The sequence below is a fragment of the Streptomyces sp. NPDC057617 genome (assembly GCF_042800555.1).
Classification (GTDB): Bacteria; Actinomycetota; Actinomycetes; order Streptomycetales; family Streptomycetaceae; genus Streptomyces.
In genome coordinates this window covers 73,673-89,777 of record NZ_JBHVGV010000007.1, presented here as the reverse complement: position 1 = coordinate 89,777, position 16,105 = coordinate 73,673, and the positions used below count along the sequence as shown (strand labels likewise).

Annotated in this window: 9 protein-coding genes; 8 read left to right on the top strand and 1 reads right to left on the bottom strand. The window is 71.3% G+C overall.

All coding sequences use genetic code 11. The features are described from left to right. Nucleotides 1–173 precede the first annotated feature (173 nt). The 8 genes from ACFU9P_RS18875 to ACFU9P_RS18840 all read left to right on the top strand — a co-directional run bounded on the left by ACFU9P_RS18875 (nucleotide 174) and on the right by ACFU9P_RS18840 (nucleotide 12,275). Nucleotides 174–2,567: an MFS transporter gene (locus ACFU9P_RS18875; RefSeq protein WP_384082680.1), complete on the top strand. Its 2,394-nt coding sequence runs from the start codon at nucleotides 174–176 to the stop codon at nucleotides 2,565–2,567. Between the two features lie 135 nt (nucleotides 2,568–2,702). Beyond that, nucleotides 2,703–5,327, top strand: a complete 2,625-nt coding sequence (locus tag ACFU9P_RS18870; protein ID WP_384082038.1) for a SpoIIE family protein phosphatase — start codon at nucleotides 2,703–2,705, stop codon at nucleotides 5,325–5,327. Nucleotides 5,328–5,374: 47 nt separating this feature from the next. Continuing rightward, nucleotides 5,375–6,094 carry a class I SAM-dependent methyltransferase gene (locus tag ACFU9P_RS18865; RefSeq protein WP_384082035.1) on the top strand — a complete coding sequence of 240 codons (720 nt, stop codon included), beginning with the start codon at nucleotides 5,375–5,377 and terminating at the stop codon, nucleotides 6,092–6,094. Nucleotides 6,095–6,161: 67 nt separating this feature from the next. Beyond that, entirely contained in the window at nucleotides 6,162–7,007 is an 846-nt protein-coding gene (locus tag ACFU9P_RS18860) for an NAD(P)H-binding protein (RefSeq protein ID WP_384082033.1), read from the top strand. 85 nt (nucleotides 7,008–7,092) lie between these two features. Beyond that, entirely contained in the window at nucleotides 7,093–7,926 is an 834-nt protein-coding gene (locus ACFU9P_RS18855) for a M55 family metallopeptidase (RefSeq protein WP_376382410.1), read from the top strand. Nucleotide 7,927: 1 nt separating this feature from the next. After that, on the top strand, nucleotides 7,928–9,268 hold the full coding sequence (locus tag ACFU9P_RS18850) for a M20/M25/M40 family metallo-hydrolase (RefSeq protein ID WP_384082678.1): 1,341 nt from the start codon (nucleotides 7,928–7,930) through the stop codon (nucleotides 9,266–9,268). 11 nt (nucleotides 9,269–9,279) lie between these two features. Continuing rightward, nucleotides 9,280–11,301 carry a prolyl oligopeptidase family serine peptidase gene (locus ACFU9P_RS18845; protein ID WP_384082030.1) on the top strand — a complete coding sequence of 674 codons (2,022 nt, stop codon included), beginning with the start codon at nucleotides 9,280–9,282 and terminating at the stop codon, nucleotides 11,299–11,301. Next, nucleotides 11,298–12,275, top strand: a complete 978-nt coding sequence (locus ACFU9P_RS18840) for an LD-carboxypeptidase (RefSeq protein ID WP_376382414.1) — start codon at nucleotides 11,298–11,300, stop codon at nucleotides 12,273–12,275. The genes ACFU9P_RS18845 and ACFU9P_RS18840 overlap by 4 nt, the downstream gene beginning before the upstream one ends. A 192-nt stretch (nucleotides 12,276–12,467) precedes the next feature. Here ACFU9P_RS18840 and ACFU9P_RS18835 read toward each other — a convergent pair whose 3' ends face one another. Beyond that, a complete protein-coding gene (locus ACFU9P_RS18835) occupies nucleotides 12,468–15,929 on the bottom strand; it encodes a phosphodiester glycosidase family protein (RefSeq protein ID WP_384082026.1) in 3,462 nt (1,153 codons plus the stop codon). Between the last annotated feature and the right edge of the window lie 176 nt (nucleotides 15,930–16,105).

Below are 16,105 nucleotides of genomic sequence, written 5' to 3'. Positions count from 1 at the left end.
CCCGTTCAGCCGGAGAGCCTTCCGCTTGCTCCTGCTTGGCGTGCAATGTGAAGTATGACGCCGCGCAGGTGCGACGAGGGGAGCAGTACGTGGGCGGGACCACTCTGGTCAAGGGCGGCGGGCAGGCCATCGAGTACGAGAACACGAACGAGACCGGTGCCGCGCGGGCCGCGGTGCTGCCCGTACCCGCCACCGCGGACCCTCCGCCGCCACCGCCCACCGCGGGCACGGCCCTCACGGAACCCCTCAGCCCCCGCCGGGTGCGGCTCGTCTTCGTAGGGCTGATGCTCGCCCTGCTGCTGGCCGCCCTGGAACAGATGATCGTGGCCACCGCGCTGCCGAAGATCGTCGGGGAGCTCCAGGGCCTGGACCGGATGTCCTGGGCGATCACCGCGTATCTGCTCACCGCCACCATCGGACTGCCGATCTACGGCAAGCTCGGCGATCTCTTCGGCCGCAAGGGCGTCTTCCAGTTCGCGATCGTCGTCTTCGTCATCGGGTCAGCGCTGGCCGGCTGGTCCCGCACCATGGACCAGCTCATCGCCTTCCGCGCCATCCAGGGCATCGGCGCCGGCGGACTGATGATCGGGGTCCAGGCGATCATCGCGGACATCGTGCCCGCCCGTGAACGCGCCCGCTTCATGGGGCTGATCGGCGCCGCCTTCGGGCTCGCGTCCGTGGCCGGGCCGCTGCTCGGCGGCTTCTTCACCGACCATGTCTCCTGGCGCTGGTGCTTCTACTTCAATGTGCCCTTCGGGCTGATCACCCTCGCCGTCGTCGCCGCCGTCCTCCGGCTGCCCAAACCCACCGCCCCTGCGCGGCTCGACCTCCTGGGCTCCCTGATGCTCGCCGCGGCCTCCACCTGTCTGGTGCTGCTGACCAGTTGGGGCGGGACGGAGTACGACTGGAACTCCCGGGTGATCATCGGTCTGGCCGCGGGCGCCGCCGGAACCACCCTGCTGTTCCTGGTCGTCGAGCACTTCGCGGCCGAACCGCTCATCCCCCTGCGGCTGTTCAGGGACACGGTCTTCAACATCACCAGCCTGGTGGGCGCGATCGTCGGTGTCGCGCTGTTCGGCGCGGCCAGCTATCTGCCGACGTATCTCCAGATGGTCGAGGGGGCCAGCGCCACCGAGTCCGGACTGCTGATGCTGCCCATGATGGGCGGCATCGTCGTCGCCTCCGTCGTCTCGGGCCATCTGATCACCCGTACCGGCCACTACAAGATCTATCCGGTGCTGGGCAGCGCGCTCTCGGTGGCCGGCATGTGGCTGCTGTCCCGGCTGGACACCGGCACCTCGATGACCGAGAACGGTGTCGCGCAGGCGGTGCTCGGACTGGGGATGGGCCTGGTCATGCCGGTGCTCATCCTCGCCGTACAGAACGCCGTACGCCCCGCCGACCTCGGCACCGCCACCAGCGCCAACAACTACTTCCGGCAGATCGGCGGCAGCGTGGGCGCCGCCGTCTTCGGCACCCTCTTCGCCGACCGGCTCGCCGACGCGCTCGCCGACCGTATCCCCGCCGGGGCGGGCCTGCCCGACGCCGAGTCCATCACCCCGCAGGCGGTGCACGCCCTGCCGCCCGCCGTCCGCGACGGCTATGTGCAGGCGTACGCGGACGCCATGCCCCGGATCTTCCTCTACCTCGTGCCGGTGCTTGTCCTCGGCCTGTTGATCGCCTTCTTCCTCAAGGAGAAACCGCTGGTGTCCCAGAACGCCTCAGCCGCCGAGTCCGTCACCGTCCCCGGCGCGCGCACCGCGCCCGCCGGTCCGGCCGCTCCGCCGCCCGCGCCCGCCCCGTACACCTCGGGGGTGGCGGTGTGCGGGACGGTGCAGCACAACGACGGCTCCACCGTGCCCCGGGCCGCACTGACCCTGATCGATGTCCACGGACAGCAGATCGGGCGCGGGGCGAGCGGCGCGGACGGGCGGTACGCGCTGAGTGTGCCGGGCTCCGGCTCGTACGTGATGATCGCGGCCGCCGCCGGACACCAGCCGCAGGCCGTCACGGTGACCGTCGGCGAACGGCCCGTCGAGCTGGATGTGGTCCTCGGCGGGGCGGGACGGCTCGCCGGGGCCGTGCGTACCGCCGACGGCACCCCGGTGCGCGACGCCGCCGTGACCCTCACGGATGTACGGGGAGATGTCGTCGCGTCGACCCGCAGCGGCCGCGAGGGCGCGTATGTGATCTCGGAGCTGGTGGCCGGGGAGTACACCCTCGCCGCGAGCGCGCCCGCCTTCCGGCCCGCGGCGCTGCCGGTCAGTGTGCAGGCCTCGCGCGAGACCCGGCAGGACATCGAGCTGGCGGGCGGCGCGGTGCTGCGCGGTACGGTACGGGCCGGCGGCGGCCGTCCGGTCGAGGACGCCCGGGTCACCCTCCTCGACGCGGCGGGCAATGTGGTGGATACCCTCACCACGGGTACCGACGGCACCTTCCGGTTCGTGGACCTCTCCTCCGGCGAGTACACCGTGATCGCCGCGGGCTATCCGCCGGTCGCCACCGTCCTCCATATGGCGGGCGGCGGACGCACCGAACGCGATCTCCAACTGGGCCACGAAGATTGACTGAATTTCAGTCAATAAGTGGTTGTGCGCGGGCGCACCACCTATTGGTTCATTGACCGGCGCAATGCCCGTGAAGGGCCGTACCGTGGAGGGCGGAGCCGCAGATCCTGGCGGCAGGGAAGGAGCCTCCCACCCATGGACAGTGGTATTCCGCCGGGACTGCCGCGGCAGTCCGCCGCGGCCGGCCGGATTCCGCTCGCCGTGGTCGTCGTGGACGGTGACGGCCTGGTGTCGCACTGGTCTTCGGGTGCACGGCGGCTTTTCGGCCACCCCAAGGACGAGGCGGTCGGCCGGCACGCCGGAGATCTGATGCCGGTCGCCGGGGCCCTCGCGGAGGACGAGCGCGGGGTGGCGCACGGCGGGTACGACGGCTATGACGAGCTGGGACCCGAACTGCACGCCCGGGGCCCCTACCCCACCGCGGGCCGCGCGAAGGTCTCCCATCCGGAGCGCGGCCGGGTCGATGTGCTGTGGTGGGCCTATCCGCTGATCGGCCCGGGGCCGGGGCGCCATCTCGTACTCGCGGCGGACGCGGGGCAGTTGCAACCCGAGAACGGCGTGGGCGGCGCAAGCGCCGCGGACATTCTGCGGATCGCCCCCGGTTTCGCGCATCACACGGAATTCCAGCACGCGGACGCATTGGCCCGGCGGCTGCCCGACATTCTGCCGAACATGGGCCCCGCCGAATCCAGCCGCATTATCGCCCAGGTACTCGAACTGGGATATCCCGTCCTGGAATTCAGCCACCACGACCGGGTGCCGGTCACGCCCGACTGGGGTGTGCCGCGGCGACCTGCCGTACGGTACGAAAGTCCCGCGGGCGAGCCCGTACCGGCGGGGGACGAACTCGTACCGGTGGAGGGCGAACTCGTACCGGCGGAGGCTGAGTCCGTATCGGCGGAGCCCGGTCCCGTACCGGCCGGGGCCGGTCCCGTACCGGCCGGGGCCGGTCCCGTACCGGCGGGAGCGGCGTCCAGACGAAGAGCGGTGCCCCGTCCCGAACTCGACCTCGAATACGCCGCGGTGCGTGAGCGTCTGGAGTTCCTGAACGACGTCAGCGGGCGTATCGGCTCCTCGCTCGATCTGGCCCGTACGATCCGCGAGGTCACCAGCGCCGCCGTCCCCCGCTTCACCGACTTCGCGGGCACGCATCTGCGGGCCGCGGTGCTGGCCGGGGAGGGATTCCCGGACGGACCGCCCGACGCCACCACCGTCTGGCACCGGGTATGGGTCGAGCACAATGACGAGCCGGGCCGCTGGGACGATACGGTGCCGGTCGGCGAGGCCATCGCATTCCCCGAGCACACCCCGTTCTTCCAGTGCATGGTGACCGGAGAGCCCGTACTCATCCCGCGGGTGAGCGAGGAGATGGGGAATCGTATCTCCGCGGAATTCGAGAAACGGGATCTGCGCCCGCTCATCAATCACCGGTCCATGCTGCTCGTACCGCTCAAGGCGCGGGATGTCGTACTGGGATTCATGGTGCTGATGAGGCGGCCCGGCCGTGAGCCGTTCGACGACATGGACCGTACGACCGGCGCCGAACTCGCCGCGCGGGCCGGGCTCGTACTGGACAACGCCCGGATGTACACCTACCAGGAGAATGTCGCCGAGACCCTCCAGGACAGCATGCTGCCGCATGTCGCGCCGCGCATGGCGGGCTGTGACATCGCCACCCGCTATCTGCCCGGCACCCGGCTCGGCAGGATCGGCGGCGACTGGTTCGACGCCGTGAAGCTGCCCGGATCGCGGACCGCGCTGGTCGTCGGCGATGTGATGGGCCACGGTCTCAACTCGGCAGCGATGATGGGCCAGTTGCGCACCGCCGTGCAGACCATGGCGGCCATGGAGCTGCCGCCCGCCCAACTGCTCCGCAATCTGGACGACTTGGCGCAGCGGCTCGGCGAACAGTATCTGGCGACCTGTCTGTACGCGGTGTACGACCCGATCAGATCCGAGGTCCAGATCGCCAACGCCGGTCATATTCCACCGGTTCTGGTCCGCGCGGAGGACGGCAGTGCCGAGGTGCTCGACCTGCCGACCGGAGCGCCCATCGGCGTGGGCGGAGTGGCCTTCGAGACGGTGTCCGTACGGGTCGGGCCGGGCGACCGGCTGGTGCTGTGCACCGACGGGCTGGTCGAGGTGCGCGGCGAGGACATCGGGGAGGGCCTGGCCGCGCTCTGCGCGTCCGCCGCGCATCCCGCCGCCGCCATGGACGCCGCCTGCGACACCATCATCCGCGCGCTCAACACCCGCGAAGGGCGCAAGGACGATGTGGCGCTGCTGATGGCCCGGCTCAACGGCATTCCTGACAGCGATGTCGCGGAATACGAACTCGCCCTGGACCCACGCGAGGTGGGCAGGGCGAGACGGCTGGTGCGCGACCGGCTGCTCGGCTGGTCGCTGCCGGACGCGGTGGAGACGGCCGAGCTGATGGTGAGTGAGCTGGTCACCAACGCCATGAACCACGCGCGGTCGCGGCGGGTCGGGCTGCGTCTGGTCCGTACGGATGCCCTGCTGTGCGAGGTGACCGATGACGCACCGGCCCCCGCGGCCCTGCTGAGCGCGCGGCCCGACGACGAGTCGGGGCGCGGACTGCGGGTGGTGAGCACGCTGGCGCACGAGTGGGGGACGAGCAGTACGGCGTACGGGAAGACCGTCTGGTTCGAACAGTCCCTGACCCGGAAGGTGCCTGCCCGCCACCACGGCCGCTGGATGAACCCTCCCGGACTCTTGCCCCCGCAGCCGAGGGGACGGTAGTCCGGACCCCGCAACTCGCTTTCGGCGGGCCGGATGTGGGAGGGCGCATGGATGTGTCGGAGCGTTACCGCGAGGCGTGGGAAGGGTATTGGCGGGCGACCTCGGACGCACCGGGCGAGGTGATCTGGGACGTCGATCCGTCGCTCTCCGCGGTTCCCCACAGCGAGCTGCTGCTTCCGTACGCCGACGCCTCACTCCCCGTGGTCGACCTGGGCTGCGGCAACGGCACCCAGACCCGCTACCTGGCCACCCGCTTCGCCCGCGCGGTCGGGGTCGACCTGTCGCACGCCGCGATCGAACACGCCCGCCGCGCGGACACGGGCAAGACCGCGGAGTTCGAGCAACTCGATCTGGTCGACGGCGACGCCGTGCGCGCACTGCGGGACCGGATCGGCGACACCAATGTCTATATGCGGGCCGTCATCCATCAGAGTGAACCGCAGGACCGCCCCGCCGTCGCGCGGGCCGTGGCCGAACTGCTCGGCGAGCGCGGCCGGGCCTTTGTCGCGGAGCTGACACCCGCCTCGAAGACGGTGCTCCAGCAGGCCGCCTCGGGCCCCGACGGGCCGCCCCCGAAGCTGCGCCGGGTCTTCGACCACGGCCTGAAGCCGGCCGGCGCGACGGACGAGGAGGTGCCGTCACTGCTGCGGGCGGCGGGTCTGACAATCCTGGCCACCGGCGACACGGCGCTCCCCCAGACGGAGACGATGCCGGACGGGACCCGGATGGACCTGCCGGCGAGGTGGTTCGTACTCGCGAGGATGTGAACGGGGCGGCGGGTGTGGGGCGCGGTCGCGGGCTTGAGGGGGTCTTCCGGCGGGTGAGACTTCCGTCATGACACCTGAAACGATCCTGGTCATCGGCGGCACCGGCAAGACCGGCCGTCGGGTTGTCGCGCGGCTGCGGGAGCAGGGGGTGCCGGTGCGGGCCGTGTCGCGGGCCGGGGACGTCCGCTTTGACTGGGAGGACCGTGCCACCTGGAAGGCCGCGCTCGACGGCGTGTCGGGCGCGTACATCGTTCCGCTGGACACCACGCCGTCCAGGACGCCCGATCTGGTGGCACAGGCCGTGGCGTGCGGGGTTGGGCGGCTGGTGCTGCTCTCGGCGCGTGGGGCTGATATTCCCGGTTATTTCGGACCAACCTTCGATGGTGGTCCGCATATCGAGGGGGAGGAGGCGGTACGGGCCTCGGGGATGCCGTGGACGGTCCTGCGGCCCGGATGGTTCGCGCAGAACTTCAGCGAGGGCGCGTTCCGGGACGAGGTGGCCGCCGGTGAACTCGGGCTGTACGCGGGGGACGGTGCGGCCTCGTTCGTGGACGCCGAGGACGTCGCGGCGGTCGCGGTCGCCGCGCTCACCGGACCGGGGCACGAGGGCCGGGTGTACGAACTGTCCGGGCCCCGCGCGCTGACCGTCGACGAGGCCCTGGCCGAGATCGGGAGGGCCACCGGCCACCGGGCCCGCTACCTTCCGCTGGACGCGGCCGCGTACCGGGCGCGTCTGATCTCGCGCGGGGTGTCCGAGGCCGAGGCCGCGGTCTGGGCGGACGCGCTCAAGCCGATCAGGACGAGCTGGGAGGCCCCCGTTCTCGACGGGGTCGCGCGGGCGCTGGGCCGGCCGCCGCGCGACTTTGCCGAGTTCGCGCGGGCGGAGGCGGCGCGCGGCGCCTGGCGTGCCTGAGGGGCATCCGGGACCCCGCCGGCGTGCTGTGGGCGGTTATCCACAGGGCTGGCAGGGCGCGGCGGGGGCGCGTACGGTTCCAGCCATGAAGATCTTGATCAGCGCCGATATGGAGGGCGCCACCGGGGTGACCTGGCCCGGCGACGTCCTGCCGGGCACACCGCAGTGGGAGCGCTGCCGCTCCCTGTTCACCTCCGATGTCAACGCGGCCGTGCTCGGCTTTCTCGAAGGTGGCGCCGATGAGGTGCTGATCAACGAGGCGCACTGGTCCATGCGCAATCTCCTGCTGGAGCGGCTGGACGAGCGCGCGCAGATGATCACGGGGCGGCACAAGTCGCTGTCCATGGTCGAGGGCGTGCAGCACGGCGATGTCGACGGGATCGCCTTCGTCGGCTATCACACCGGCGCCGGTACGGAGGGCGTGCTCGCGCACACCTACCTGGCCAACTCGCTCACCGGGGTATGGCTGAACGGAGCGCGGGCGAGCGAGGGCCTGCTGAACTCACATGTGGTCGCGGAGTACGGCGTGCCGGTGGTCCTGGTCACGGGGGACGACCTGACCTGCAAGGACGCCGAGGGGTACGCACCGGAGGCCCGCAAGGTCGCCGTCAAGGACCATGTGTCGCGGTACGCCGCGGTGTGCAGGACCCCGGCCCGTACCGCCGGGGACATCCGGGCCGCCGCCAAGGAGGCCACGGCGCTGGCCGGGCGGTACGAACCGGTCGCGGGCGGTCCGTTCACCCTGGAGCTGGAGTTCGACGCCACTCATCTCGCCGAGGTGGCCACGGTGGTGCCGGGGGTGGCGGTGAGCGGTGAGCGGCGTGTGACGTACACCAGCGGGACGATGTATGAGGCCATTCGTACCTTCAAAGCGGTGACGACGATCGTTTCGGCCTCGGTGGAGGAGCAGTATGGCTGACATGACGCCGTTCGACACGAGCGTGGCTCCTGATTCCACAGCGCTCGACGAGGTGGTCACCTTCACCTCGGATCTCATCCGTATCGACACCACCAACAACGGAAGCGGGGACTGCCGGGAGCGGCCCGCGGCCGAATATGTCGCCGGGCGTCTCGCCGACGCCGGCATCGACCCCCTCCTACTGGAGCGGACCCCGGGCCGGACCAATGTGGTGGCCAGGATCGAGGGCACGGACCCGTCCGCCGACGCGCTCCTCGTCCACGGCCATCTCGACGTCGTCCCGGCCGAGCCCGCCGACTGGACCCTGCACCCCTTCTCCGGGGAGGTCAGGGACGGTGTGGTCTGGGGGCGCGGCGCGGTCGACATGAAGAACATGGACGCGATGATCCTGGCGGTCGTCCGCGCCTGGTCCAGGTCCGGGGTCCGGCCGCGCAGGGACATCGTGATCGCCTACACGGCCGACGAGGAGGCCAGCGCCGCCGACGGCTCGGGCTTCCTCGCCGACCAGCACCCCGAGCTGTTCGAGGGGTGTACGGAGGGCATCAGCGAATCCGGGGCCTTCACCTATCACGCGGGCCCCGGAATGGCGCTCTATCCGATCGCCGCGGGGGAGCGGGGCACCGCCTGGCTCAAGCTCACCGCCCATGGCAGGGCCGGCCACGGCTCCAAGGTGAACCGCGCCAACGCGGTCAGCAGGCTCGCCGCGGCCATCGCCAGGATCAGTGACCATCCCTGGCCGGTCCGGCTCACCCCGACGGTCCGGGCCGCCCTCGCCGAACTTTCCGCGCTCTACGGGATACACGCCGATGTCGACGCGGCGGACTTTGACCCGGAAGGGCTGCTGGGCAAGCTCGGCCCGGCCGCGGCGCTGGTCGAGGCGACGATCCGGAACAGCGCCAATCCGACCGTCCTGGAAGCCGGTTACAAGGTCAATGTGATTCCGGGCCGTGCCACCGCCTTTGTCGACGGGCGCACGGTGCCCGGCGGCGAGGACGAGTTCCGCGCCACGCTGGACCAGCTCACCGGGCCGGATGTGGAGTGGGCGTTCCACCACCGGGAGACCGCGCTCCAGGCGCCGGTGGACTCGCCGACCTTCGCCAAACTGCGCGCCGCCGTCGAGCGCTTCGACCCCGACGGGCATGTCGTGCCGTACTGCATGTCGGGCGGTACCGACGCCAAGCAGTTCTCCCGGCTCGGGATCACCGGCTATGGCTTCTCGCCGCTCAAGCTGCCTCGCGGCTTCGACTACCAGGCGCTCTTCCATGGAGTCGACGAGCGGGTGCCCGTCTCGGCGCTGCACTTCGGCGTCCGTGTCCTCGACCACTATCTGAAGACCGCTTAGGAGCGCCGACCATGCAGATGACGCGGTCCGTGGATGCCTACGGGAGCTGGCCGTCCCCCATCGACGCCACCCTCGCCGCCTCGCACGACGGGCGCCCCGAGTATGTCGGGACGGTCGGCGACGAGGTGTGGTGGACGGAGCCGCGTCCGGCGGAGGCCGGGCGGCGCGCGCTGGTCCGGCGGCGGGCGGACGGCCGCGAGGAGTCGGTGCTGCCCGCGCCCTGGAATGTCCGCAGCCGGGTCATCGAGTACGGCGGTCTGCCCTGGGCCGGCGCCACCCGGCCCGCGGGCGGCCCGCTGGTCGTCTTCGTCCACTTCCCCGACCAGCGGCTGTACGCGTACGAGCCGGACGGCACCGCCGCGCCGCGCCCGCTCACCCCGGTGTCGGCGACCGGCGGGGGACTGCGCTGGGCCGATCCCCGGCTGCTGCCCGACCGGGGCGAAGTCTGGTGCGTGCTGGAGGAGTTCACCGGCGAAGGGCCCACCGATGTACGGCGGGTGATCGCGGCCGTACCGCTGGACGGATCGGCCGCCGAGGACCGCTCGGCGGTACGGGAGCTGTCCGACGACCGGCACCGCTTTGTCACCGGACCCCGGCTCTCGCCCGACGGGCGCCATGCCGCCTGGATCGCCTGGGACCATCCCCAAATGCCGTGGGACGGCACGGTCGTGATGCTGGGGGAGGTCACTGAGTCCGGACCGTTCACGGGGGTCAGGAGTGTGGTCGGGGACACGGACGAGTCCGTGGCGCAGGCCGACTGGGCGCCGGACGGCTCGCTGCTCTTCGTCTCCGACGCCAGTGGCTGGTGGGAGCTTCAGCGCATCGATCTCGAAGCCCTCGGCCCGGCCGGAGCACCGGGGGTGATCGCGAGCACCGGGCTCTGCCCCGGCCGGAGGGAGGAGTTCGGCGGGCCGCTCTGGAAGATCGGCCTCCAGTGGTTCCACCCCTTGGAGAACGGGCTGATCGCAGTCATCCACGGCACGGGCACCACCGCGCTGGGCATACTCGACCCGGCGACCGGTGAACTGGCCGACGCCGCCGGGCCCTGGACCGACTGGGCGCCCACCCTCGCTGTGCACGGCGACCGGGTGATCGGGGTCGCGGCCGGACCGCGCGGCGCGTACGAGATCGTGGAGCTGGACTCCGCCACCGGCCACGCCCGGGTGATCGGCGCGGAACACCACGACCCGGTCGATCCCGCCTATTACCCCGAGCCCCGGATATGTACCTTCACCGGGCCCGGCGGCCGGGAGATCCACGCCCAGATCTATCCCCCGCACCACCCCGCCCACCGCGCGCCCGAGGGCGAACTGCCGCCCTATGTGATCTGGGCCCATGGCGGACCCACCGGCCACGCCCCGCTCGTCCTCGATCTGGAGATCGCCTACTTCACCTCGCGGGGCATCGGGGTCGCCGAGGTCAACTACGGCGGGTCCACCGGCTACGGCAGGGCCTACCGCGAGCGGCTGCGCGAGCAGTGGGGCGTCGTCGATGTGGAGGACTGCGCGGCCGTCGCCGAGGCGCTCGCCGCGGAGGGCACCGCCGACCCGGCCAGACTCGCCGTACGGGGCGGCAGCGCGGGCGGCTGGACGGCCGCCGCCTCGCTCACCACCACCGGTGTCTACGCCTGCGGCACCATCATCTATCCGATCCTCGATCTGCTGGGCTGGGCGACCGGCGAGACCCATGACTTCGAGTCGCGGTATCTGGAGTCGCTGATCGGACCGCTCGCCGAGGTCCCCGAGCGCTACAGGGAGCGCTCGCCGCTGCACCAGGTCGACCGCATCACCACACCCTTCCTGCTGCTCCAGGGGCTGGACGATGTGATCTGCCCGCCCGCGCAGTGCGAGCGGTTCCTGGACCGGATCGCGGGCCGCGGCATTCCGCACGCGTATCTCGCCTTCGAGGGGGAGGGGCACGGCTTCCGCAGGGCCGACACCATGATCCGTGCGCTGGAGGCCGAACTGTCCCTGTACGCGCAGACCTTCGGCATCGACCGGACCGATATCCCGAGGCTGGAGCTGAAGAAGTGACCACGACGCCGAACGCCGCACCCGCGCCCGCCACTCCGTCAGCTCATGCGGCGCCGCTGGTCAGGCCCGCGCGGCTGCGGCCAGGGGCGCGGGTGGCCGTGGTGGCGCCCAGCGGACCCGTACCGCGGGACCGGCTCGAAGCGGGACTCGACATCCTGCGCGGCTGGGACCTCGACCCGGTCGTCGCCCCGCATGTCCTGGACACGCACCCCTGGCTGGGCTATCTCGCGGGCACGGACGAGGACCGGGCGCGCGATCTCCAGGAGGCGTGGTGCGATCCGTCCGTCGACGCGGTGATCTGCGCGCGCGGCGGCTACGGTGTCCAGCGCATGGCCGATCTGCTCGACTGGACGGCGATGCGGGCCGCGGGCCCCAAGGTGTTCGTCGGCTACAGCGACATCACCGCGCTGCACGAGGCGTTCGCCCGGCGGATGGGTCTGGCCACCTTGCACGGCCCGATGGTCGCCACCGTGACCTTCCTCAAGGACGCCAGGACCCAGGAGTCGCTGCGCGCCACGCTGTTCGAACCCGAGTCGGTGCGGACGCTCGGGCTGGAGTCGGCCAGGGCGCTCGTTCCCGGCCGGGCCCGGGGTGTCACGCTCGGCGGCTGTGTCAGCCTGCTCGCCGCGGATGTCGGCACTCCGTACGGGCGCCCCTCGGCGGCGGGGGGCCTGCTGCTGATCGAGGACGTGGGCGAGGAGCCGTACCGCCTGGACCGTATCCTCACCCAGTTGACGCGCTCCGGGTGGCTGGACGGGGTCGCGGGGATCGCGCTCGGCTCCTGGTCGGGGTGCGGTCCGTACGACGCCGTACGGTCGCTGTTCCTGGATCGGCTCGGCGGGCTGGGCGTACCGGTCGTGGAGGAGCTGGGCTTCGGGCACGGTGAGCCGGCACTGACCGTGCCGCTGGGCGTGCCGGCGGTCCTGGACGCGGAGAGCGGCACGTTGACCCTGGACGTGCCCGCGCTGAGCTGACCTGACCCGGCGCCGCCCCGGCCCGGGACGCCGTCGGAGCCCGGGACGCCGCAGCGGGACGCGGCCGGGCAGCGCTGAGGGCGAGTACATACGTACTCGCCCTCAGTGAGGCCGCCTCACGTGCCGGAACCGCTTACGAGCCGATCCGCGGCGGCTGCACGCCGGTGTTGATGACTGTCACATTCCGCCGTGTCAGGACGGCACGACCTGGATGGTCTTCGAGGTCGTGATCGGCGCGAGCGAGCTGTCGTCGGTGTACGCGCGCATCGAGTCGTTCGTCACCGTCACGGTCACCGAGCCGGGCCGCAGCGCGGTGAGTATCCGGGTCTGCGGGTCGAGGATCGCGACCTTGCCCTGGCGGCGGGCGTCGTCGACGGCGTTCTTCCCGCTGCCGATCGCCAGGCTGGACGAGCCGCTCCAGTCGACCGACATCGGGTACCGCAGCGGCACCACACGCGAGCCTGTCGACACCCCCTGCGGCTGGACGATGCTGCCCGAGAGCTGCGCCGTCTTGTCGACCTCGACGGTGGCCGGGGTGTTGAGCGTGATCGACTGCGCGAACGCGCGCACGTCGGCCTTGAGCCACTGCTGTGCCGCGTCCCGGCTCGCGTCGACGGACCAGTCGACCCAGCCGGTGAAACCGCCGCGGTCCGGCGTGCCGTACGGGTCCTTGCCGGAGGACGGCAGCACCGTGTAGGGGACCCCCTCAAGGCGGTGGACGTTCGCGATCTGGGCGTGGGAGCCGACCATCGCGGCACCCTTGTGCGAGGAGTCACGGAAGTCCGTGAGCATGTTCTCGATGAGCGCGGCCTCGTCGCGGTCGCCGAGCTGGCTGGACTTGGAGTCGGCGGGGTCGTCCACCGGGTGGTGGGCGAACACCATGACGTTGCGCACCGACTTGTCCTTCTCGGCGTCGGCGAGCGCCTGCTGCACCATCGGGAGCTGGTCCCACGCCGTCCCGCGCAGCGACCCGAGGGAGCTGGCGAGCAGGATGAACCGCGTGCCCTTGTGGTCGAACGTCCGGTACGGCCGGCCGAACTCGGCGGTGAAGTTCGTCAGATCGCTCTGGACGTTGTTGAGGCCGTAGGACTCGTGGTTGCCCGGCACGTAGTAGCACGGGATCGAGCCGGCCTCCGGGGCCGGAGTGCTGTCCGGCGCCGGCTCCTGGCCGACCGGGATGAGGTCGCACCCGGCGTCGGTCAGCACCTGGCGGGCCAGCGCGAGGTCCTGCGGCAGGCCGCGGTCGGTGATGTCACCGTTGAGGACGAGCAGGTCCGGGTCGGTCTTGCGGATCCGCTGGATGGCGGCCGTCGCGACCTGGGTCAGCGCCGGATTGTCGGCCGTGAACTGCACGTCCGACAGGGTGGCGAACTGCCAGGTCTTGCGGCCGGCGAGCAGCGAGCCGTCGTCGGAGACGATCGGGTCGGCCTGAAGGTCGGGCTGGGAGGGCAGGTCGATCGACGTCGGGACGTCGGCCTCGATGCGGTCCAGGACGAACGTGCCCGCCTTCTGCTGGGCGACGTTGGTGTTGATGCCCTGGAAGCTCGAGATCGTGATCGGGAACGCCGCGGTGGCCGGCACCGTGAACGTGGCGTTCTGCCAGTCGCTGCTCGCGGTCAGAGCGGTGCCGTAGACGCCGCCGCTCTTGCCGGCCGCGTCGATGTAGCCGAGGTAGGTCAGACCGCTCGGCACGCTGATGCTCGACTTGATCCGCACCCGTACGCGCAGCGGCTGGCCCGGAACCGGGACGCGCTGGGCCGCCGATGCCGCCGAGATGCCCACGTTGCGCATCGCGTTGAAGTCGATCCGCAGGCCGTCGGGGTCCGCCGAGAACTTCGTGGCCGCGGTGCTGTTGTTGCGCCAGCGGGCGAGCACGTCGTCGTCGAAGTCGTAGACCGTCCTGGTCTGGACGCCGATCGTGATCGGGAGCTGGACCGACTTGCCGGCGACCGAGAGCTTGAGGATCGTGCTCGCGTTGGCGAGCGGGGTGACCTTCAGTCTGCCGTTCGCGGCCCGGACGTCGACGACGCTGTGGTCGTAGTCCAGCGTGAGGTCCCGCGGGTCGATCGGGGTGGTGTAACCCTGGGCGTCGCGGCCGGTCACGGAGACGGTGGCCGCCTGCTCGGGCGTCGCGTCGGCGATCGACAGGAGCTGGGACGACAGCTCCACGCTGTTGAGCGGGCCGAGGACGGTGACCTTCGCGTCCTCGTGCTCGCCGCCCACCCGCGCCTCGACCTTGACCGTGCCCGCCTCGGCCGGGGCCGTGAGCGTGCCGTCCTCGACGGACGCGTCGTCGGAAGACCACTGCACGGACTTCTGGTCGACCGCCACGGGCGTCTCGTGCTTGTCGAGGCCCCGCACGACGAGTGCGCGGCGCAGGCCCGGGAAGACCTTCACGCCGCCGTCGGCCGCCGTGGCACCCGGTGCGGGCTTGACGAGTATCTCGTGCAGCTTGCCGTCGCCCTTCGCGACGAACACCCCGACGCCGTTGGGGTCGTTGCGCTCGTGGCCGTCGGACGGGACGTTGCGTACGGTCGCGTCGTCCTCGCCGAGCGCGCGGGCGACCATCGTGGTCGAGCCGCCGCCGTCGAGGTTGACCGCCGTCTCCACGCCCATCGCGGCGAGGTCACGCGCCTCCTTGTCGATTCCGACGCCGCCCTTGCCGGTGCCGCCCGGGCCGTCCCAGGTGGCGAGCACGAGCGTCCGGCCGCCGTCCTTGAAGCCGAGCGCCGTGCGCGGGGCGACCGAGGTGTCGAGGCCCTTGACGACCTGGCCGCCGGAGACGATGGTGCCGCCGTGGCCGATCGCGAACCGCATCGTCTTGGCAACGTTGTCGGCGAGCGAGTAGCTGAGCGCCGCCGGGGCGCCGGGCCGCAGTGCGCGGATCGCGGTCGCCGCGGCGCCGCGCCCGACAAGCACGAAGGCGCCGTCCGGGATCGTCCCCGAGCCCGCGGGACCGTTGGGTGTGACCGACACGACCGAACCGTCCTTGACCAGGACCTCGGCGATCTGGTCGTTGGCCACGCCGGTCAGGCCCCCGTTGCGGCTGTAGCCGCCCCACGCGGACGTGAAGGCGACCATGCCGTCCGCGGGGATCCCGCCGCCGTTCGCGGCGTTGATCGAGAGGACTTTGTGGCCCGTGCCCGCGAAGTCCGCCGTCGCGTTGACGGAGAGGTCCACGAGCTGGCCGATGCCGTCCTTGCTGACGCCGACGTGCTTGCGGCCGCCGGTGATGTCGGCGGTCTTGAGGAGTTCGCCGTCCTGGATCTCACCACCGAGCGCCGCGTTGGAGTTGCCGATGTCGAAGAAGTCGCCGTTGACGCCCGCGACGGCGCCGGCCTTCTTGGCGGCCTCGCTCAGCGGCCCGCCGGACGCGACCGGTCCGGAGGTGAGCAGGTCCGTGCTGACGTCCTTGTCGGACAGGTTCACGGTCAGGAACTGCGCGTCGTACCAGCCCTTCTGGTCGAGCGCCTTCACGTGCTGCAGGTTGATCCCCGGACCGATCTTCTCGGCCGTGTTGATCAAGGGGATCCCGCCGGTGACCGGCGCGGGCCGGCTGTCGTCCGCGTACGCGACGGCAGGTGCGGCCGCCAGCGCGGTCGCCGTGGCGAGCGCCACCAGCAGTGGCCTCGTACACCGATGGTTCAGGACCATCAATTTCATAGGAACCTCGGGTCAAGAGATGACGCGGAGGCAGAACCACCCCCGCCACGCCCAGTTCGAGGGGCGCTCACCCGATTAGAAAGATCAACCACGAAGCGCCGATGACGCCATCACGAGCGTGCAATGAACCCTGCCTGCGAGTTGCGTCCTCACGGGCCCCATAAGCT